At 38.9% G+C, this 21,176-nt stretch carries 12 protein-coding genes and 2 pseudogenes; 12 read left to right on the top strand and 2 right to left on the bottom strand.

All coding sequences use genetic code 11. The annotated features are described in order from the left end of the window. Nucleotides 1-85: 85 nt before the first annotated feature. From ACFIJJ_RS06630 to ACFIJJ_RS06610, 5 genes are all read left to right on the top strand, one after another. The gene (locus ACFIJJ_RS06630; RefSeq protein ID WP_375623842.1) at nucleotides 86-274 is read left to right on the top strand and encodes an exodeoxyribonuclease VII large subunit; all 189 of its coding nucleotides are present in this window, start codon (nucleotides 86-88) and stop codon (nucleotides 272-274) included. 376 nt (nucleotides 275-650) lie between these two features. Then, the gene (locus tag ACFIJJ_RS06625; RefSeq protein WP_375646403.1) at nucleotides 651-2,282 is read left to right on the top strand and encodes an ABC transporter substrate-binding protein; all 1,632 of its coding nucleotides are present in this window, start codon (nucleotides 651-653) and stop codon (nucleotides 2,280-2,282) included. Between the two features lie 868 nt (nucleotides 2,283-3,150). Continuing rightward, nucleotides 3,151-4,782: an ABC transporter substrate-binding protein gene (locus tag ACFIJJ_RS06620; RefSeq protein WP_375623844.1), complete on the top strand. Its 1,632-nt coding sequence runs from the start codon at nucleotides 3,151-3,153 to the stop codon at nucleotides 4,780-4,782. 461 nt (nucleotides 4,783-5,243) lie between these two features. After that, nucleotides 5,244-6,674, top strand: a complete 1,431-nt coding sequence (gene xseA, locus ACFIJJ_RS06615) for an exodeoxyribonuclease VII large subunit (protein ID WP_375623846.1) — start codon at nucleotides 5,244-5,246, stop codon at nucleotides 6,672-6,674. Continuing rightward, the gene (locus ACFIJJ_RS06610) at nucleotides 6,652-7,281 is read left to right on the top strand and encodes a DNA-3-methyladenine glycosylase I (RefSeq protein WP_375623848.1); all 630 of its coding nucleotides are present in this window, start codon (nucleotides 6,652-6,654) and stop codon (nucleotides 7,279-7,281) included. Before xseA ends, ACFIJJ_RS06610 begins: the two co-directional genes overlap by 23 nt. Nucleotides 7,282-7,496: 215 nt before the next feature. On the opposite strand, the gene ACFIJJ_RS06605 is transcribed toward ACFIJJ_RS06610, so the two are convergent. Next, a complete protein-coding gene (locus tag ACFIJJ_RS06605; RefSeq protein WP_375646395.1) occupies nucleotides 7,497-7,661 on the bottom strand; it encodes a hypothetical protein in 165 nt (54 codons plus the stop codon). A 1,145-nt stretch (nucleotides 7,662-8,806) separates the two neighbouring features. Here ACFIJJ_RS06605 and ACFIJJ_RS06600 point away from each other — a divergent pair. The 6 genes from ACFIJJ_RS06600 (at nucleotide 8,807) to ACFIJJ_RS06575 (ending at nucleotide 16,174) form a co-directional block, all read left to right on the top strand. After that, a complete protein-coding gene (locus ACFIJJ_RS06600; RefSeq protein WP_375646394.1) occupies nucleotides 8,807-10,432 on the top strand; it encodes an ABC transporter substrate-binding protein in 1,626 nt (541 codons plus the stop codon). Between the two features lie 361 nt (nucleotides 10,433-10,793). Next, nucleotides 10,794-12,410 (top strand): ABC transporter substrate-binding protein, encoded by a 1,617-nt coding sequence (locus ACFIJJ_RS06595; RefSeq protein WP_375646392.1) that lies wholly within the window; start codon nucleotides 10,794-10,796, stop codon nucleotides 12,408-12,410. 112 nt (nucleotides 12,411-12,522) lie between these two features. Further along, entirely contained in the window at nucleotides 12,523-13,596 is a 1,074-nt protein-coding gene (locus ACFIJJ_RS06590; protein WP_375623856.1) for an ABC transporter permease, read from the top strand. A 2-nt stretch (nucleotides 13,597-13,598) separates the two neighbouring features. Continuing rightward, nucleotides 13,599-14,528 (top strand): ABC transporter permease, encoded by a 930-nt coding sequence (locus tag ACFIJJ_RS06585; RefSeq protein WP_273790732.1) that lies wholly within the window; start codon nucleotides 13,599-13,601, stop codon nucleotides 14,526-14,528. Next, complete coding sequence (locus ACFIJJ_RS06580) at nucleotides 14,521-15,405, top strand: ABC transporter ATP-binding protein (protein WP_273790733.1); 885 nt, start codon at nucleotides 14,521-14,523, stop codon at nucleotides 15,403-15,405. Before ACFIJJ_RS06585 ends, ACFIJJ_RS06580 begins: the two co-directional genes overlap by 8 nt. Next, nucleotides 15,392-16,174 carry an ABC transporter ATP-binding protein gene (locus ACFIJJ_RS06575; protein ID WP_375623859.1) on the top strand — a complete coding sequence of 261 codons (783 nt, stop codon included), beginning with the start codon at nucleotides 15,392-15,394 and terminating at the stop codon, nucleotides 16,172-16,174. Before ACFIJJ_RS06580 ends, ACFIJJ_RS06575 begins: the two co-directional genes overlap by 14 nt. 540 nt (nucleotides 16,175-16,714) lie before the next feature. Here ACFIJJ_RS06575 and ACFIJJ_RS06570 read toward each other — a convergent pair. Next, nucleotides 16,715-18,383: pseudogene (locus ACFIJJ_RS06570) on the bottom strand (autotransporter outer membrane beta-barrel domain-containing protein); the annotation flags it as partial. Here ACFIJJ_RS06570 and ACFIJJ_RS06565 point away from each other — a divergent pair. After that, nucleotides 18,381-21,176, top strand: a pseudogene (locus ACFIJJ_RS06565) (filamentous hemagglutinin); the annotation flags it as partial. The pseudogenes ACFIJJ_RS06570 and ACFIJJ_RS06565 overlap by 3 nt on opposite strands.

The raw sequence follows: 21,176 nt of genomic DNA, 5'->3' as shown, positions 1-21,176 counted from the left end.
ATTTAGTCGTGCTAAAGGTGCAAAGGTTTTGCGATGTTGAAGGAAAGTTTTGTTATGAGGGGTACACAAGGGATATCAGTTTTTTATGGTGTTCATATTTTCTTTTGCTTTGAAAGATGATGAGATGCCAATTGAAGGGTGCTATTTTACGGGGAGTGATGAAAAAATTAAATTTTCTTTTGAAGAAGGAATAAAAGTCGTTGCATTTGGCAAATTAACGAGTTTTTCTGTTTTATCAAATAGTCAAATTGTTATGAAGGCTCTTTGTTATTAAGGTACTTGAGCCAAAAGGGGTAGTGTTTTGATGGTATAGAATACGCCGGAAGAAATACGAGACAAGCTTGCTTAACAAGATAGAAAAAATACAGGTTTTATAGTCTTCAATAGTAGGCGTTATGATATCGTGAATAAGCTCTGTTGTTGGTGAGCGTTCATTGTATATCAGAGTGTTTTCCTTTGTATGTTTTAGTTTGGCTTATAAATGTAGACAGGAGGAGTCATTGGCAAGAGGTGCTTGTTCTTGAAGGTTTTAAAGTTTGATCTTTAGGAGCCTATCGTTCGTCTAAACTTAATTATTAAGCACGTTTTGCTGCATGGGGAATTTATACAATAAACGTTAAAAGGAAAATTCTATGAACGTGAAAGGTTCTATGAACGTGAAAAGAAAAATATTGAAAAAGGGCAGTTCTTTTATTTCTGCTGTTCTTGCAATGGGGATGTTTGTGCAACAAGTTTCAGCGAAAACACCTGCCGATACGCTTGTGATGGCTTGGAATCTCGATCCAATAAGTACATTTGACCCTGCACAACTCAATGATCGTTATGGAATTGAAGTGGTTAATAATATTTGTGATAATTTAGTCGTTTCTGCTACAGATGATGCTGCTAAAATGGTTCCCTCGTTAGCGAAGAGTTGGGATGTTTTAAGTGATGACCAGAGTACGGTGATTACTTTTCATTTGCGTGATGGTTTAAAGTTTTATGATGGTCGTCCTGCGAATGCCAATGATCTTGTTTGGGGTATGAAGCGGGTTGTCAAATTAAAATTGTCTAATGCGGCAACATTTAATGAATATGGGATTACAGAACAAAACGTTGATGAGGCTTTTCAAGCACCAGATGAGAAAACGGTGGTGATGAAATTTGATAAGCCTTATCCAGCAGAGCTCATTCTTAGCAATATTTCCACTAATCGCACTGCTGCTTTGCTTGATCGTGAGACACTCATGAAAAACGAACAAGATGGCGATATGGGAAACCGATATTTGGCCAGTCATTCTGCTTGTGTTGGTCCTTATCAGCTAGAGAGTTGGCGTCCTGGAGAAGGGATTTTGTTGCGTGCAAGCTCCAATTATTGGGGTGAGGCGCCTAAATTGAAGAAGATTTTAATTCGCCATGTCGCGGAACCTGGAACACAACGTTTATTGTTGCAAAAACACGATATCGATGTTGCACGTAATTTGATGCCAGAGGATTTGGCCGATCTCCAAGCAACAACGGATATTAACGTTGAAAAAGTGTTGGCGCCCTCCATGATCATATGGGGGTTTAATACGACAAACCCTATTTTTGCCAATGAAAAAGTGCGTTTAGCGATGCGCTATCTTATTGACTATGAAGGTCTCGGTAAGACGCTTCTCAAAGATGTTGGTGTTCCACGGGCAAGTTTTATTCCTCTTGGTAATCTTGGAGCTTTGGATGAAAAAGAAGGACAACCCTTTAAACTTGATTTTCAAAAAGCAAAGCAACTTTTAACAGAGGCGGGTTATCCGGATGGTTTTGAGGCCAGTATTTTTGCTGGTGCCTCTCCTTATCCTTTTGCGTTGCCTATTGCTCAGTCCCTCCAAGACAATGCAAAAAAAGTGGGGGTACGTTTTAAAATTGAACGTTTCGTAGGTACGCAGTTATTTTCAAAATTTTATGCGCGTGGTTTTGATACGATTTTTTTCGGATGGAATAATGGCTCTGCAGATCCCCATACAATGGCATCACGTCTTATTTACAATCCTGATAATCGGTTTGAGGCTAAAAATACAGGCTATGCGAGTTGGTGCCATGGGTATTTGGATGAAACGATGAATCAAAAGGTTCAAGAAGCGTTGTTTGAAAAAGATTCTCAAAAACGAGTGCAAATGTACGCTGATTTGCAACGTGAATTTATGCAGAAAGGACCTTATGCTTTTATCTATCAGACATATGTTTCTGTAGCGATGACACCTGATGTCAAAAAATGGGTTTGGAATAGTGCACCACGCATTTTTTATAGTGCAATTGAAAAATAAGAAGGTATCAGGTTTATAAAATATAAAAAACATGATCATGTATATTTAATGTATTGCAAAGCTCTTTAACACTTTGCAGTACGTTGAATTTTATAGGGAATGGATTACTATGTTGTGTAGAGAATTTTATTTCAAAACATTCTATTGGGAAGAGAGGTTATTTATCTCGATAAATTCTACGTGTATAGAAAGTAATAAATTTATTTGTTGCAAAAGACAGGTGTAAAGAATAAAGCAAAATTTAGTGTTTATGAAAAAATGGGGGACTTTAAAATGTTTTAGTGAAAAAACTATTTTATGCAGGTACGTGGGGAAACATCAAGCTACTCTTCTTATACCTCAGGTTACACTCCTTATGGCTTAAAATATGATAATCTATAGGTTCGAAGCTGTTATTTGATACGGAGTTATAATAAGGTTCGAGTTTTCTTCTTAAGAAGGGTGAATATGGCGACTAAAAATTTATTCAGAATCATCAAAATATCAAATTGTTTTGAGGGTTTTGAAGCAATTAGAGTAACGCTTTGATGATACTTTTTAGAAAATAACAAGAAGAAACTTGAAGAAGAAATCTTTTGGATGAAGCAAAGAAAAATTTTGGACTGATATGCTCTGAATTGTAAGTGCAGTGATGTCGCGTGCTATCGTGCGTGATAGCTTTATTTTAATCAGATCGTTTTGCGTTGCATATGTTCATTTGTCCTATACGTGTTCGGGGAGAATGAGCTTTTGAAAAGTGGCTGCTACTCTTGGAGGTTTTGATATTTTACCTCTGGGAGGCGTGTTTTCTAAGCATGATCTTATCATTTTTGCATGTTGTCACATGGGGAAGTTATACAATAACCTTAAATCTTAAAAGGAAAATTCTATGAACGTGAAAAGAAAAATATTGAAAAAAGGCAGTTCTTTTGTTTCTGCTGTTCTTGCAATGGGGATGTTTGTGCAACAAGTTTCAGCGAAAACACCTGCTGATACGCTTGTGATGGCTTGGAATCTTGATACAATAAGTACATTTGATCCCGCACAAATCAATGACCGTTATGGTAATGAAGTTCTTGTTAATGTTTGTGATAATTTAGTCGTTTCTGCTACAGATGATGCTGCTAAAATGGTTCCTTCTTTAGCGAAGAGTTGGGATGTTTCAAGTGATGATCAGAGTACGGTGATTACTTTTCACTTGCGTGATGGTTTAAAGTTCAACGATGGTCGTCCTGCGAATGCTAATGATCTTATTTGGAGCATGAAGCGGGTTGTTCAATTGAAGATGGCTACTGCGGCGACATTTAATGAATATGGTATCACAGAACAAAACGTTGATGAGGCTTTTCAAGCACCGGACGACAAAACGGTGGTGATGAAATTTGATAAACCTTATCCAGCAGAGCTCATTCTTAGCCATTTTGCCACTAGTCGTACTCTTGCTTTGCTTGATCGTGAGACACTCATGAAACACGAAAAAAATGGTGATATGGGAAACCGGTATTTGGCAAGCCATTCTGCTTGCGTTGGTCCTTATCAGCTAGAGAGTTGGCGCCCTGGAGAAGGAATTTTGTTGCGTGCAAGCTCCAATTATTGGGGTGAGGCGCCTAAATTGAAGAAGATTTTAATTCGCCATGTTGCGGAACCTGGAACACAACGTTTATTGTTGCAAAAACACGATATCGATGTTGCACGTAATCTGATGCCAGAGGATTTGGCAGATCTCCAAGCAACAACGGATATTAAAGTTGAAAGAGTGTTAGAGCCATCCGTGATCATATGGGGGTTCAATGTGACAAACCCTATTTTTGCCAATGAAAAAGTGCGTTTAGCGATGCGCTATCTTATTGACTATGAAGGTCTCGGTAAGACGCTTCTCAAAGATGTTGGTATTCCACGTGCAAGTTTTATTCCTCTTGGTAATCTTGGAGCTTTGGATGAAAAAGAAGGACAACCCTTTAAACTTGATCTCCAAAAAGCAAAGCAACTTTTAACAGAGGCAGGTTATCCGGATGGTTTTGAGGCCAGTATTTTTGCCGGTGCCTCTCCTTATCCTTTTGCGTTGCCTATTGCTCAGTCTCTCCAAGACAATGCAAAAAAGGTGGGGGTGCGTTTTAAAATTGAACGCTTCGTAGGCACGCAGTTATTTTCAAAACTATCTGCACGTACTTTTGATACAATTTTTTTCGGATGGAATAATGATTCTGCGGATCCTCATACAATGGCTTCACGCCTTATTTATAATCCAGATAATCGGCTTGAGGCTAAAAATACAGGCTATGCGAGTTGGTGCCATGGGTATTTTGATGAAACGATGAATCAAAAGGTTCAAGATGCGTTGTTTCAAAAAGATCCCAAAAAACGGGCGCAAATGTATGCTGATTTGCAACGTGAATTTATGCAGAAAGGACCTTATGCTTTTATTTATCAGACGTATCACACGATAGCGATGACACCTGATGTCAAAAAATGGGTTTGGAATAGTGCTCCACGTATTTTTTATAGTGCAATTGAAAAATAAGTGGATTTTAATGCTGTAAAATACAACAAGAATGAAATCATGATAACTTCAGCGTTTTGTATGGGGGTTAAGAACTTTGCAAAACGTTGAAGCTTATCGGTAGCGCATTGATATGTTGTGTATAGAATGTAATTTCAAGATACGCTATTTAAAGAGCTCTTTTATCTTATTACGCCATAAAATACTGTTGTTTAGAGCGGTGATATAAGGCATGAAAAGCTTTACATATTAAGTGTTTTTAGATATCGTGATCAGTATTCAGGGTAGGCTTGGCTGTCGCGCCTATGAAGTAAACCGCATGGAGTGGTCAGCAGGTGTAACCCCACCGAGAGAAGCTAGTCCGGTGGACTGATAGTAATCTCCATCCTTTGAGATGTTGGGAGGAAATCAATTTCGTTAAAATTAAAAATGTGTTTGTGTGAATGTTAAGACTGAATATTTCAATTTCCGTGAATTGAAAAATGGCAAATTTGTTTGATGAAAAAATAAGTGCAACGAATGTTGCGGAATTTACTGTTTCCGAAATAGCAGGGGCTTTAAAGCGTGTTGTTGAGGAAAAGTTTGGTTATGTACGGGTGCGTGGGGAGATATCAGGTTACCGTGGTGCTCATGCTTCAGGACATGCTTATTTTGCTTTAAAAGATGATAAGGCGCGGTTGGAAGCTGTTATTTGGCGTGGAGTGATGGAAAAGCTCAAATTTCCTCCTGAAGAAGGGATGGAAGTGGTTGCTGTTGGTAGACTTACGACGTATCCAGGATCATCAAAATATCAAATTGTCATTGAGGCTCTTGAACCAACTGGGGTTGGTGCTTTGATGACACTTCTTGAAAATCGTAAGAAAAAGTTTTTAGAAGAAGGTTTATTTGATGAAGCTAAGAAAAAAGCTTTGCCTTATATGCCTCGAATTATAGGCGTTGTAACATCACCAACAGGTGCTGTTATTCGTGATATTATTCATCGTATATCCGATCGTTTTCCGTTGCATATTTTGGTTTGGCCTGTACGTGTTCAGGGGGAAACAAGTGGGAAAGAAGTGGCTGCTGCTGTTGAAGGGTTTAATGCGTTGCCTTTAGGAGGCGTTGTTCCTAAGCCTGATCTTCTTATTGTTGCACGGGGGGGGGGGAGTTTAGAAGATTTGTGGGGATTTAATGACGAAGCTGTTGTTCGTGCTGTTTATGAATCTTCTCTTCCTGTTATTTCTGCTGTTGGGCATGAAACGGACTGGACCTTGATTGATTATGTGGCTGATTGGCGCGCTCCAACTCCCACTGCTGCAGCAGAACGGGCTGTTCCTGTTAAGCTTGATCTCGAGGTGCTGGTGGCATCGCTTGGTGCACGTTTGCGCACGGGACTTGCGCGTTATTTTGATTTTTATCGACAAAAACTGCGTGCTGCTCTACGAGCTCTTCCGACTGCCGATCAACTTTTTGCTCTACCACGGCGTGGTTGTGATGAAATTTCAAGTCGATTACAGCGTGCTCTTTGTGTGAGCTACGATAAAAAACGTTTTTCTTTTCATGCACTTGGTGTGCGTCTTTCACCGCGTTTGCTTAATACTGAAAAAGCACAACGCAATACAAAGGAATATACGGCACGTCTTCAGCGTGCTTTTGTGCGTAGTGTGGAAAAACAACGTGCTGGGTTAGAGGTAGTATCTAGGCTTTTAAGGAGCACTTCATATCAGAATATTTTGGAGCGCGGTTTTGTTTTGGCTTTGGGGAAAGAGAATAAGCCCATTAAACGCTTGGCTCAGTTTCCTGAAACGGGGCACATAAATTTACGTTTTTTTGATGGTGATATCCGTGTTGCAACACAAGAGCCTGTTTCCGCTAAACGTTCAAAACATAAGCAAATAAAATCGCCTAGTGATGATCAAGGAATGCTCTTTTAATACGGGGGGTAATGCAATGCTTGCGGAAGGTCTTCTTAAGGGAGTGGATGGAAAAGTTCGTTGCGCATGGGCTGGAACGGATCCACTTTATTGTGCTTATCATGATAATGAATGGGGAAAGCCTGTTTTTGAGGATATCCATTTGTTTGAAAAAATTTGTCTTGAAGGTTTCCAAGCGGGGCTTTCTTGGTTGACAATTTTAAAAAAACGCTCTTCTTTTCGCATTGCATTTGATCACTTTGACTTTGAAAAGATTGCTCATTATGATGAGCTAAAGGTGCTAATGTTAATGCAGAATAAAGACATTGTTCGCCATCAAGGAAAAATTCAATCGGTGCTTAATAATGCATTGAGAGCACAGGAAATTATAACAGAGTGGGGGAGTTTGTCCCACTATTTTTGGTCTTTTCAACCACCACAATCAGAGCGTTATGAAAAGATAGACTTTCAAACACTGTCGGCTCATCCCATAACTCCTGCTTCTCTTCGTCTTTCTCAAGACTTGAAGAAACGTGGCTGGACATTCGCTGGCCCCACAATTTGTTATGCTTTTATGCAGTCTGTAGGGATTGTTAATGATCATCTTGAAGGATGTTTTTGTCGATAAATTGGCAAATTTTCTTTTGTAAGAGTAATGATCAATAGGATAATAATTGAATTATTTAATAAATGTATAAATTATACAATTCCACTGTATAAGATAATTGAAATATACAAACTATAGAATATCAATGATTTTTTATTGTTGTTGGCACTAAAAACGATAAAGGTATAATTTTGAGGATGAAAAAACAGACGCAAAAAGGAGTGATATCTTAACTGTTATGTATCTGAAGTGAGATAATGGTAATGTCTTGTATGTTTTAAAGAAACATTTAGTACACCAAAGCCCATTTCGCGACGCAGCCCGTGAATGGTATGACAGATAAGTCCATAATGCACTCCATCTTTAGGTTTATGAAGGAGCAAATCGGCACCATCACACATTTACTAGCTCTCAATGTTGGGAAACAGTTTTTGGCATTTGTAATGGTTCAGAAGAGTTTTTTTATTTCCGTTAATAACATGACTGTTATAATTAATTGAATATTTTATTCATGTTTGTTGACGAATGCAAAGTGGTTGTTAGATGGGGTGCTGTTGTTGCATTGTTTTTCTTTGCTTATATGACTGTTGGTTTATTTATATGTAGGTTGATTGCCCAATGCTTACCTAGGCAATATAAAATGAAATGCAGCGATGAAAAATTGAAGTTAAATGACTCAAGCTGCTTGTGTTGGGTTTTATTATCTGATAGCTTTCCTCTATTAGTAGAGTGATCTTGCCGCGTGTGCGCTCCAATTTTTTGGAAGATGATTAAGCTCATGCAGGCTTGTATCCACTACATTGCTTCGTTGAATCTCTGTATGTTTCCGCTGGAAACGAGAGTTCTGTTGCTGTATGTTGTTTTCTGCTCTATTTTTATAGTGGTAAAGCAATGATGCACACTAAAGTTTAGAAGGGTTTATATTCGTTATGTCTTTAGGGGGGAAACGTCTAATGAATTTTATTTTTATCAATGAGAGAATGCATTTTAGTGTGTATTCTTTTATTGTAAGCTTTATTTTTCAAAAGATTAAGCAGATTTTTGTAGGGGGTAGCGTTTTAGAAAAGATATTTTCTTATGTCTTTCTGCTGTTTCAGTGCCGTTTTGGTCATGTAGTAAAGATGCGCCGCATCTTGAAACTGAGTGTTTGAGGGGGATGACTATTTTTAAAGTTTGCATATTTTATTTTAAATGTCGCCTAAAGGAATAGAATAATGAATTCATAAATTTTTGCGTAATGATTTTTTTAAAGCTCACTATTTTTTTGGGCGACAAGGCTTATTGATGATTAATAGGGAACTGATATAGTGTATATATCATATGCAAAGAGGTTATGAAAAGAATGTAATACTGGTTAGTAAAACATATATTGCATGTTCGCTGTGGTTTATTGAGACGTAAGTCAATGAATTTATCAAGTAGATGACTCTGTGTAGGTGATTAAAAATATAGGCGATTAGAACGTATTTATTCAATGCTATAATTATAAATTTGCTATATTATTTCAGCGTCATTAATTGATAAAAATAAATAAAGGGAAAAGTTTATGAACTTGAAGAAAACAATATTGAAAAGTAGCAGCTCTCTTGTTTCTGCTCTTATGGCATTGGCGATGGTTGCACAACAAGTTTCAGCAAAAACACCGGCTAATACCCTTGTGATGGCTTGGAATCTTGATGCAATCAGTACGTTTGATCCCGCACAACTTAATGATGTTTATGGAAGTGAAATTATTTACAATATTTGTGATAACTTGGTGAGTACTGCGACAGATGATCCTGCTAAAATGGTTCCCGCTTTAGCAACACATTGGGATGTTTCAGGTGATGATTACAGTACGGTGATTACTTTTCATTTACGTGATGGTTTGAAGTTTAATGATGGCAGATCAGCCAATGCCAATGATCTTGTTTGGGGTATGAAGCGGGTTGTCAAATTGAAGATGGGTAATGCGGCAATTTTTAATGAATATGGAATTACAGAACAAAATGTTGATGATGCTTTGCAAGCTCCCGATGAGAAAACGGTTGTGATGAAATTTGATAAGCCTTATCCAGCAGAACTTATTCTTAATAATATTGTTGCGAGTCGTGCAACAGCTTTGCTTGATCGTAAGACGATTATGAAACACGAAAAAGATGGCGATTTTGGAAATCAGTATTTGAAGAGTCATGCTGCTTGTGTTGGTCCTTATCAGTTAAAAAGTTGGCGCCCTGGAGAAGCTCTTTTGTTGCGTGCAAGCTCTCACTATTGGGGACAAGCGCCTAAACTGAAGCAGATTTTAATTCGCCATGTTGCAGAGCCCGGAACACAACGTTTGTTGTTGCAAAAGCACGATATTGATGTTGCTCGTAATTTGACACCTGAAGATCTTGCAGATCTGCAAAAAACAACAGATGTTAAAGTTGAAAGAGTGTTAGTGCCAACTATGATGTACTGGGGATTCAATACGACGAATCCTATTTTTGCTAAAGAAAAAGTGCGCTTGGCGATGCGTTATCTCATAGATTATGAAGGTCTTGGCAAGAAGCTTCTCAAAGGTGTTGGTGTTCCACGGGCCAGTTTTATTCCTCTTGGTAACTTTGGGGCTTTAGATGAAAAAGAAGGGCAACCCTTTAAACTTGATATTGCAAAAGCCAAGCAGCTTTTAGCAGAAGCTGGTTATCCGAATGGATTTGAGGCAAATTTTCTCGTGTCAAACACTCCTTATACTTTGTTACTTGCTCAGTCACTTCAAGATAGTGCTGCACAGGCGGGCGTGCGTCTTAAAATTGAACGTGTAGCAGGTACACAGTTGTTTTCAAAAGTTAATGCACGGGCTTTTGATACGGCTTTTATCGGATGGAATAACGATTCTGCGGATCCTCATACCATGGCTTCACGTCTTGTTTATAATCCAGATAATCGTTTTGAGGCTAGAAATACAGCCTATCCTAGTTGGCAGCATGGGTATTTTGATGCCAAGATGAATCAAAAAGTTGAAGAGGCGTTATTTCAAAAAGATCCGCAAAAACGGGCACAACTCTATGCTGATTTACAACGTGAACTTATGCAAAAAGGACCTTATGCGTTTATCTTTCAACAGTATAGCGTTGTCGCGATGACTCCTGATGTCAAAAAATGGGTTTGGAATAGTGCACCGCGTATTTTTTATAGTGCAATTGAAAAATAAGCGTGTCTTTTTAATGTTATCAAAGCTAAAAAGAGCTTAATCATAATTGCATGATGAAAATATTCTCCCATATAAGAGCTCTTCAGTTTTTTAAGGATGAAACTGTGAGGGATCTTTGTGCAGTATATGATTAAGGTCGTTTATAGGGGGGATGAATATGGGAAGTTTATATTGGGGAGGTTTTTTTGTTTATCGTTACAGATTCTCTGCATTCCGAATATAGATTGATATATAAGAGAATTACTTTATAGATGCTTGGTTCGATTAAATGAAGTTGATGTTTGATGCCATGCTATTTAAAAGAGCAAAATCATAATCACTTTGTGTGAAAAGGTACAGGAATACAATAGAAAGAGATAAAATGGGAAAACAAAGAATATTAAAAAAATTTTCTATTTTATTAAGCGCAATCGTTTTTTTTAATGGGGCTGTAACATCGGCATTCAGTACCTCATCTAAAGATATATTGGTAATGGCATGGAATATTGATTCAATTAGTAGTTTTGATCCAGCGCAAACTGTTGAGGTTGTGACGAGTGAGTTATTGACGAATATTTGCAGCGCGTTAGTGCAATATGATGAGCATGACCCTACAAAAATTCGCCCTGCTATGGCAAAATCTTGGGATGTTTTAGATAATGGCAAAAGAATAGTTTTTCATCTTCGTGATGATTTAAAGTTTAATGACGGAAGGACGGCTACAGCGCAAGATCTGGTATGGTCGATGCGGCGGATTATTAAATTAGGATTAAGCTATGCTCAATCTTTAATGGATTATGGATTTACCAAAAACAATGTTGAAACAAATATTCAGGCTCTTGATGATAAGACTCTACAATTAAAATTAGATAAACCCTATCCTATTCAGCTCATATTGACTGTTATTGGACAATCTTATGCTTCTGCTTTGCTTGATCGGGAAACAATTGAAGCACAGAGTATTAACGGTGATATGGGGAATAAATATTTAGCAACACATACAGCTTGTGTTGGACCTTATAAATTGGTGAGCTGGTCTCCAGGAGATAAAGTTGTGTTAGAGGCGACACAGCATTATTGGGGCGATGTACCTAAAATTAAGCAGATTGTTGTGCAGCATGTAGCGGATTCATCAAGTCAAAGACTTCTTTTGGAAAAAGGTGATGTGGATATCGTGCGTGATCTTTCTTCAGAGGATATTTTAGATCTTGAAAAAAAGGGAGGCCCAGTCAAAATTAGTCGTGTTTTGCGTCCGCAGATTATTTACCTATCGTTAAATAATAAGAATGCAATTTTTGCGAATGAAAAGGTCAGATTGGCACTTCGTTATTTGGTTGATTATGAAGGTCTTGGAAAAACTGTTCTGAAAGGGATTGCTATTCCTCGGGCAACTTATATGTCCTTGGGTGTTCCAGGTGCTTTAGATGAAAAAGAAGGCTTGCCTTTTCAGTTGGATTTGAAAAAAGCAAAACAACTGATTACTGAAGCTGGTTATCCTAATGGGTTCAAAGCTAATCTTTTAGTTGGAAGCCTTAGTTATATGTCGTCTGTTGCACAGTCTATTCAAGCCAATGCACGCAAAATTGGTGTTGAGCTTACAATTGAAAAAATGGCACAAAATCAATTGTTGAGCCGTGTACGTGGTGGAAACTATGATACTGCACTTATGGGGTGGGGGAGTGCCGATCCTGATGGACATCCAGCTTCATTAAATCACGTGTTTAATCCTGATCCAACATTTACAAAAAAGCACAATATGTATTTAGCTTGGCGTGCTGGGTATTATGATAAAAATATTAATAACATGGTGATGGATGCTTTGTTTGAGCAAGATCACAATAAGCGCATTGTGCAATATCGTACTTTACAGCATTATGTGCTAGAGCATGGTCCTATGGTTTATTTATTTCAGACATATTATACCGTTGGTATGGGACCTGATGTCAAAAAATGGATTTGGAACAGTTATAGACTTTATTACAATGAAGCAGAAAAATAAAAAGAAGCATGTTATAGAGAAGGATTGTAGAACATGCTTAATAAGAGGTTGTTTCGTTATATGAAAAAAGGTATTTGCTTTATGTTGTGTCGCTACAGAGGGGATTTTTATAATGGTTTTGCCACTTTCAGAGACTGAAAGAGCTGTATCAGAAAAGCAGAAAAAATTATTTTTATGGGATTTTTTATGCAAAGGATTGAAACTTCTTATTTCAGTTTTTATCACATTGCTTGGGTTGGTGACGATTACTTTTTTTCTTGGTCATCTTCTTCCTCTAGATCCGGTTCTATCTATTCTTGGTGATAATATCAGTCAGGAAGCTTATGATGCAATGTATTATAAGCTGGGTCTTGATAAGCCGTTGATTGTCCAATATTGGAAGTATCTTCATAATGTATTTTTGTTTGACTTTGGAGATGCTTTAACTTCTGGGCGACCTGTTCTAGCCGATATTATGCGTGTATTTCCTGCAACATTAGAGCTTGCAACCGTTGCTATTGTTATTGGCACAACTCTTGGAATTCCATTTGGTGTTTTTGCAGCAATGTATCGCGATTCATTTATTGATTATGTTGTCCGTGTTTTTACACTTGTAAGTTATTCTACTCCAACATTTTGGCTCGGATTAATGGCGTTGTTAATATTTTACGCCAAGCTTGGCTGGGTTGGTGGCCCAGGACGACTTGATTTTCTTTATGAATATTCTTTTGAACCAAAAACAGGTTTTTTCCTTTGGGATACTGCAAGCCAAGGACAATGGGAGGCTTTTGGTAATGTTTTTAGTCACGTTATTATGCCTGCTTTGATCTTGGCTTTCGGTGCTATGGCTTATATTAGCCGTATGACTCGTGGGTTTATGATTGAGCAGCTTAATCAGGAATATATCATTACTGCACGTGTAAAGGGATTATCGTGGGCGCGAACCGTTTGGGGGCATGCCTTTCGAAATGCTGCTGTTCAAATTATTACCGTTGTTGCACTTTCTTATGCTTTTTTATTAGAAGGTGCTGTTTTAACGGAGACAGTTTTTGCTTGGCCTGGTTTTGGACATTACTTGACAAATGCTCTTTTAGCCGGAGATATGAATGCAGTTGTAGGATGTACTTTACTTGTAGGATTTATCTTTGTCGCCATTAATTTATTTTCTGATTTGCTTTATCGCATTTTTGATCCAAGGACACGTTGAATATGACAGTAAGTAATCATCATAAATCGCAATCATCATCTTCTTTGGGTAGTTGGTTAAACGATCCTGTTCCAAACTCCATAATTCAAGCGAACATACAAAGAATTTATCACGCACTGGCTAAGTTTTTTCATAACTTTTCGGCTGTATTCGGTCTGCTTATTATTTGTATTATTATCATATGTGCATTTTTTGCTCCTTGGATTGCTACGCATGATTTTCTTAGCAATGATCTAGGTCATCGGTTACAGCCACCCTCTATGGCGCATTATTTTGGAACAGATGAATTGGGACGTGACATTTTTAGTCGCCTTGTTTTTGGTTCCCGTATTACTCTTTATGTTGTTTTTCTTACAACAGTTATTGTAGGTCCAATAGGGCTTATTGTTGGAACTGTATCTGGTTATATGGGGGGATGGGTTGATACTGTGCTCATGCGTATTGTCGATATTTTTCTTGCTTTTCCAGGTTTGATTTTAGCTCTTGCCTTTTCAGCCGCATTGGGACCAGGGATTGAAAATGCTTCTATTGCAATTTCAATTGCAGCATGGCCGCCAATTGCACGTTTAGCACGTGCTGAGACTTTGACAATACGTTCTTCTGATTATGTTTCTGTAGTTCGCTTGCAAGGAGCTTCTGCTTGGCGAATTATTTTGTTTCATGTTGCACCCATGTGTATTCCTTCAGTGATTGTACGATTAACTTTAGATATGTCTGGAATTATTTTAACGGCTGCTGGTCTTGGTTTTTTAGGGTTGGGAGCTCAACTGCCAAGTCCTGAATGGGGTGCGATGCTTTCTTCAGGGCGGGAATTTATGATGACAAATTGGTGGTTGGCGGCAATACCAGGCTGTGCAATATTATTTGCAAGTCTTGCTTTCAACCTTTTAGGTGATGGTCTTCGTGATGTATTGGATCCACGCAATGGGTAATAAATTATTAGAAGTAGAAGATTTACGTATTTCTTTTCCTACAACGCGCGGCATTTCAGAAGTTGTGCGTGGCGTTAGTTTTTCTGTTGGAAAAGAAAAAATTGGAATTGTTGGTGAATCCGGATCTGGAAAATCGATGACTGGGCGCGCAATACTAAGGTTAAGTCCAAAAGCAGCCATTGTTAAAGCTAAAAAAATGCGCTTTGAGGATGTTGATTTATTGGCCGCAAGTGAACCTCAGATGCGAAAAATCCGTGGGAAACGTATTTCAATGATTTTACAGGACCCCAAATATTCACTTAATCCATTAATACGGATCGGAGAACAGATTATGGAGGCTTACCGTATTCATTATCGTGTTTCAAAAGCTGAAGCGCGGGAGCGCACCATATCTATGTTAGAATCTGTTCATATTCGTGATCCTGAACATGTGATGCGTCTCTTTCCTCATGAAATATCTGGGGGGATGGGGCAGCGTGTGATGATTGCAATGATGCTCATTCCAAAACCTGATTTAATTATTGCCGATGAACCAACATCTGCGCTTGATATTACGGTCAGACGGCAAGTTTTATCCGTATTAGATGAACTTGTGACAAAATCTGGAACGGGACTTATTTTCATTAGTCATGATTTAAATATGATTGCTGATTTTTGTGATCGTATTTTGGTGATGTATGCGGGGCGTGTGTTAGAAGAGTTGCCTGCTTCTGATTTGTCTCACGCTTGTCATCCTTATACGAAGGCGTTGCTCGCGAGTTTGCCACGGCTTGATAATCCAGTTGATATTTTGGCTGTTCCTGAACGTGATCCTGATTGGTTGTATAATCCTACGATTGTTAATGGTGTTGAGGAGGTTCCTCATGACAAATTGTGAGAATATTATTGATGTTTCTAATTTATCTGTAACTTTTGGTCATAGGCATAAGGCAGTAACAGTTGTTAAAAATGTTAATTTTCATATTAAGCGTGGTGAAGCTTATGGTTTGATTGGTGAATCCGGATGTGGAAAGTCAACTATTTTGAATACATTGGTGGGGCTTATTCCAGATTATAGTGGAAAGTTCCTTTTTGCTGGACAAGAAGTTGAAAAGAAAAAAAGTAAGGATTTTTTACGCTGTATTCAAATGGTTTTTCAAGATCCTTATGCTTCGCTGCATCCAAGAAAAATGGTCCATACGGTTCTTTCTGAATCGCTCAAAATCCATGGGATGGATAATCAAAGAGAGCGGGTAGAGGATGCTTTAGATTCCGTTGGTTTAGATTCTTCATTTCTTTATCGTTATCCTCATGAGTTGTCTGGAGGGCAGCGTCAGCGTATTGCTCTTGCACGTGCTTTAATTATTGAGCCAGAGGTGTTATTGCTTGATGAGCCAACATCTGCATTGGATGTGTCGGTACAGGCTGAAATTTTAAACTTGTTGAAATCACTGCGCGTGAGAAAAAAGCTTACTTATTTAATGGTATCCCATGATCTTGCTGTTGTTGCACATATTTGTGAACGTGTTGGAATTATGCATAAAGGGATTATTCTTGAAGAGCTTAGCAATGATGAATTGCGTAATCTACATGCGCAACACGATTATACAAAGGAGTTCTTTGAAGCAAGTATAGAGCCTATTGTCCATAGAGATCAAAGAGCATGATCAATTTTACAGAAGAGAAGATGCAATTTTATTTGTTTTGAAGTTTCTAGAGATGTTTGGCGGCATTTTTAAGAGGGAAGAGGATAATAGGATTTTTTCAGTATGAATTTGCTGGGCAGTGTTTGAGCTGTAATATTTTAAATCCTATTAGAACTCCCATTTTGAAATATATGAGTGACTTATAACATACATCCCTTTGTTTGATATTATTGCATTATTTTTTAATTATCATTTTATGTTCAAAAGTTTTATTTTGGGATTTTAAGCATTAAATTTGTGAGAAATAACAAAAGATAGTAATGCTGTATTTTCTAGAAAAGCTTCTCATTATTTTACAATATCATTTTGTTTTTTGTTGTTCTCTGTTTTACAGTTTTATTCTTTATAAAAAGAATTTTTTGTAAAAAATATCCAATAGTCAATGACTGTCTTCAAATATTTCACTGTTTTCTATTAAAAAAAACGCTTATAATAAGCCAGAAAGGCAGAAGTATGCTGCCTTTCTGTTAAATTGAATAGGCTGTTTTTTACAGTCTTGATTTAAAACTGATAGCGTATTCCTCCTGAAAAGCTTGCACCACTTATACCAGTTTTTTGAAGCTTTTGTTGATAGCTGACATCACCATGAAGGGAGAGGTTAGCGGACAATTGTGCACTAATACCAAACCCACTTTCAAGGGAAGTTCCTGAGGGGTCATGTTTATAATCCTTATCGATATGGAGTGTCTGATCATCACCAAAGGTTTTGATCAAGTTTACTTTTCCATAGAAAGACATAGGACGGCTGTTTTCAGTGGCAATGGTTTTTGTCAAACGTCCACCAACACGGATTATCCATTGAGAAGGATTTTACATGTCAATGGTCAGATTATCAGCATCTTTAATGGTATCAAACATCAAATGTTGATAGGCAAGTTGTGCCTGCGGTTCGAATGCTACGCCTTGGATACCCGTTGCAAATTGTTTGCCAACAGTTGTGGAGATCGCCAACATTTTTGCATTTTTCAATTTTGCGGTTGTACTAATGAGGGCATTGGTGATCTTTCCCTTTAGGAAGCCATAGGATAACAGCGTATCAAGATAGAAACCACTGTCACGCTGTTTACTGCCATAGGCGGTAAGTTGAAATGACCATTTATTCAATATGCTCTTACTTGCTGTCTTGCATATTCTTTGGAGTGAAGGAGAGTTGCCCGTAGGTTCCGACAAGACCAAAATGTATTGTAGATATTTTTCCCTTCTGCGCGACAAGGTTAATAGCTCCTTGTAGAGCAGCATAACGAAGATGAGCACTGCTATAACCATATTTACTAGGAGCACTACTTATCAGAAAATAAGCTTCCTGTTTCTCCATAGGCGTATAAGAAAAAGCCATTCCGTTTGTCTTATTCTTTCCTTAAGACAGATGTCGCATATTGGCTAACAGTTGCACTTTGCTTATCCATATCGGTCAATCCAGCATACAAGAGAGCACAGGACATGATAAAATAGCTTGTATTTATGGCACGATGGTTTTTACTTTTTAGTTGCTATCAAGCAGTACTGGTTGTAAGCGAAAATCCCAGAAATTTTTATTTTCTCCTAAAAGGTTTTGTTCAGCATTTGTTTTACTGTGGTTTGATTTTGGTCCATAAGCTTTCAGTATATATTTATAAGGTGAACCACTTATTGTGATATAGTCCTGTGCAAGTTTGAAAGAGTTTTGATTTACTTTCCCAGAAACTTGAATGAGTGAAAGACCACGTGCACTGGTAAGAGCAGAAGCATCTGCTTTAATATTGTTCTTTTCTAAATGTCCAGTGATATAAACCAGTGTAGTACCTGAAACATCACCGTGAATCAGAAGATGGTCAGCTTTTTGTTTGTTTATGGCAGCACTATCACTCCATTCGACGTTGAAATGAATTTCTGCTTTTCCTGTAGCATTGTAGACTTTTTTAGTATTTGGTCTGCCAGATCCTATGTGCAACGTGTGATAATGATTTTCAGTTGGCTCTTCAAAAACAATAGAGCTGTTATTGATGTTAAGGACAGAAATATCAGAACGTGCTCTTTGAGCAATATCAAACAGTTTTTCATTCTGGATTTTTTTATTTGTGCTTGTTTTCAATGTCCATTTCGTATTGTTTTGCAAATCAAAGACTGTTTTGAATTTTTTTTCAGTGCTCACTTTGCCGTCTAAGATGGAGTGATCGGCGTTTAGTGTAAAAACGCTACACATGATGAAGGTGCGCATGTTTTAGCGCGGGATGGTTTGCGCATTGATGTGGACAGTTTTGAGAATGTTGATGGTCTCATTTCTACGCAAGGGGCAGTCAATATTGTTGCTGATAGTGTGATCCAAGCAGGGCACATAGAGATTGAGCGTGGTGACCTTCAACTGACCAGCCATGGTGATTTAAGCAATAGTGGCACAATAGAAAGCAATGATACCATTGCTTTGCATGCGCAAAACACTCTGAACCAAACGGGGCGCATTGTCTCTAAAAAGCGGATAGAGCTCTCAACCGATGGCATCTTGACGCTGGGTGAGACAAGTGAGGTTGGCGCCTATGATGTAACGCTGAAGGCAGGCACACTCACCCAAACTGGGCTTGTGGAAGCGCAAGGCGGGGTACTTACTCTCAACAGCCATGATGTTTTAAGCAATTCCGGTATTATGGTGGGCGGTGTTGTTGATGCGAAGCTTGGGTCTTTAGCCAATTCCGGTCAGCTTTTAGCCAGTGACAGTTTTACGCTTATAGCAGAAAGCCATGATCCGTCATTGGGGCAAGTTGCTCTGGTTTTAAATGGTGAAAACGGTGTACTCAAAAGTGGTGGTGCTTTTGTCTTAACCGCAGATGTTTTGGACAATGCCGGCAGTATTGGCTCAAGTGGTGATGGGGTTGCGCTCAATGTGAGCGCTGATCTGAGTAATAGTGGGCTGATTTATGCCAAGAAATCTGCCATTTTCTCCTTAGATGGGGATTTTATCAATAAGTTTGCCGATGTCATTGCTGAAGACAATCTCATCATCCGTGGCTTAAGTGGAGAGCGGGCTGGTCATGTGATCAACAGCTCGGGGCTTTTAGAAGCCGTGTCAGGCGATATGACCTTCGATGTCTCAGCTCTCACCAACATGCGCGAAGGTGGGGTTGAAGTTAGCGATAAAGTGATTTCTCACAGTTACGTGCGAGGAGAATGGGAAAATATCCCAAATGTTGATAAACACACAAGGATCAAGAAAAATATCGACACTACGATCATTCGTCAGCAGCCTCATTTTATCAATAATGCTGCCCAGATTTTGGTAGGGCGCCATTTCACGGTTCATGCCGGTGATATCCGCAATAGTTATAGTTTGATTGCTGCTAATGGCAACATTGAGATGCAGGGTGATACGCTGCTCAATGAGGGGCGCGATTTAATCGAAACAACCAAGATTGTGACTAAAACACGCTACAGATATAAGCAATGTAGTATCACAAATCCAGGATGTATAGCGCAAGGTGCAGAAGAATGGGACGGTCCTACTTTTACCCAAACAACCAAACGCACTTATGATGCTGTTTACGGCACGATTGAAGCTGGTGGCACGCTTGATGCCAAGTTGACAGGCTATATTGATAATCATGCGGTGCGTGAGGGGGTTGAGCAAGTTGGCTTAAGCTCTGGCGATAAAGGTTTGGCTGGTGTTAAAAACACCGATTTTGACGGTTCCAAACCACTGATTAGTGATGATCGATTAGATGGGATTATCAATGGTTTGAAAGGGCACAAAGGGCTTTTTGCACCAAGCACAAAAACACCCGCACCAGAATCCATACAAGTGCCAACGCAAGATGGGCTTAACTCTGTCAAGACAGAGTTGGCTGGCAGCCAATCACCGGATGTGCCGTTTTTAGTTGAGACGCGACAGGATTTTATCAACCCAAGTAAATTTTTAGGATCGGACTATTACTTAAAAAAGATTGGCAATTATAAGCCTGAGCACGTGTTTAAAAGATTGGGGGATGCTTATTTTGAATATCGTCTGGTGGGTGAGCAAATCTTTGAACTGACAGGCAATCGCACTCTTCTTGATGTTGAAGATCCCAATGCTCAAATGCAAAGGCTCTATGACAATGCTGTGGAGCAGCAAGATCCCTTGGGGTTAGAGCTAGGCAAGCCCTTAACGCCTCAGCAAATTGCTGGGATCAAAAAGGATATGATCTGGCTTGAGACCCACCTTGTCGATGGACAAAAGGTTTTGGTGCCTCATGTTTATTTGGCACCAAACACTTCTTTAGCACAAGATGTTTATGGGGCAAAAACGCAGCAAGGAAACTTCGCCAGTGCTAGAATAAAAGGCAATGGCGTCACTATAGAGACGGACCGTTTTGCCAATAGCGGTACCATATCAAGTAATGGTGCATTGCATGTTTCGACCACGCAAACGTTGTTCAATAATGGTGGGTTTTTGCTTGGCAGCGGTGCTGTAGATCTGAGCAGCCAAGGGCTTTTAGCCAATTCTTCCGGTGTTATTCATGGTGATACGGTTACCATGACGGGTGATACGATTGTCAATAGTACCGCTAAAATCCGTGACACGAATGAATATGGTTTTGTTGATCGAGATGGGCAGCAGGGACAAATTCTCTCTGATCATGAATTAAACATTCAGTCCCTTGGTGATCTTGGCGCAGAGGGTGGGGAATTCACCAGCGGCGGTCCGATGACGGTGATTGTCGGTGGTTCTGCTACGTTTAGTGCATTGGCGCTAGAAAGTGAACATGCGCAGACATTGGAAAAAGGGCATTATAACGCCCAAAGCAGTGAGCACCGTTTGACAGAAGTCAAAAGTGATGGAGATTTGACCATTGTCACAGGTGGTGAACTGAACCTTGAGGGAAAGTTTAAAGCCAAGGGCAATGGGGATTTCACCAGTGGTGGCGCTCTCAACGCGATTTCAGAGCAAGATTTTAACAGTTTTGATTTGGATCTGAGGGGCAAAGAAGGCGACAAATCGAAGCAAAAGGATAAG

The sequence above is a fragment of the Bartonella sp. TT29SHDZB genome (assembly GCF_042193395.1).
Taxonomy (GTDB): domain Bacteria; phylum Pseudomonadota; class Alphaproteobacteria; order Rhizobiales; family Rhizobiaceae; genus Bartonella.
The sequence above is the reverse complement of the archived record's forward strand: the minus strand, read 5'-3'. Positions and strand labels throughout refer to the sequence as shown.

Coding starts and splice junctions, on each gene's coding strand:
- ACFIJJ_RS06590 (WP_375623856.1), top strand. CDS start 12,523: ATGGTTTTGCCACTTTCAGAGACTGAAAGAGCTGTATCAGAAAAGCAG.
- ACFIJJ_RS06620 (WP_375623844.1), top strand. CDS start 3,151: ATGAACGTGAAAAGAAAAATATTGAAAAAAGGCAGTTCTTTTGTTTCT.
- ACFIJJ_RS06600 (WP_375646394.1), top strand. CDS start 8,807: ATGAACTTGAAGAAAACAATATTGAAAAGTAGCAGCTCTCTTGTTTCT.
- ACFIJJ_RS06625 (WP_375646403.1), top strand. CDS start 651: ATGAACGTGAAAAGAAAAATATTGAAAAAGGGCAGTTCTTTTATTTCT.
- xseA (WP_375623846.1), top strand. CDS start 5,244: ATGGCAAATTTGTTTGATGAAAAAATAAGTGCAACGAATGTTGCGGAA.
- ACFIJJ_RS06585 (WP_273790732.1), top strand. CDS start 13,599: ATGACAGTAAGTAATCATCATAAATCGCAATCATCATCTTCTTTGGGT.
- ACFIJJ_RS06610 (WP_375623848.1), top strand. CDS start 6,652: ATGATCAAGGAATGCTCTTTTAATACGGGGGGTAATGCAATGCTTGCG.
- ACFIJJ_RS06595 (WP_375646392.1), top strand. CDS start 10,794: ATGGGAAAACAAAGAATATTAAAAAAATTTTCTATTTTATTAAGCGCA.
- ACFIJJ_RS06575 (WP_375623859.1), top strand. CDS start 15,392: ATGACAAATTGTGAGAATATTATTGATGTTTCTAATTTATCTGTAACT.
- ACFIJJ_RS06605 (WP_375646395.1), bottom strand. CDS start 7,661: ATGTGTGATGGTGCCGATTTGCTCCTTCATAAACCTAAAGATGGAGTG.
- ACFIJJ_RS06630 (WP_375623842.1), top strand. CDS start 86: ATGGTGTTCATATTTTCTTTTGCTTTGAAAGATGATGAGATGCCAATT.
- ACFIJJ_RS06580 (WP_273790733.1), top strand. CDS start 14,521: ATGGGTAATAAATTATTAGAAGTAGAAGATTTACGTATTTCTTTTCCT.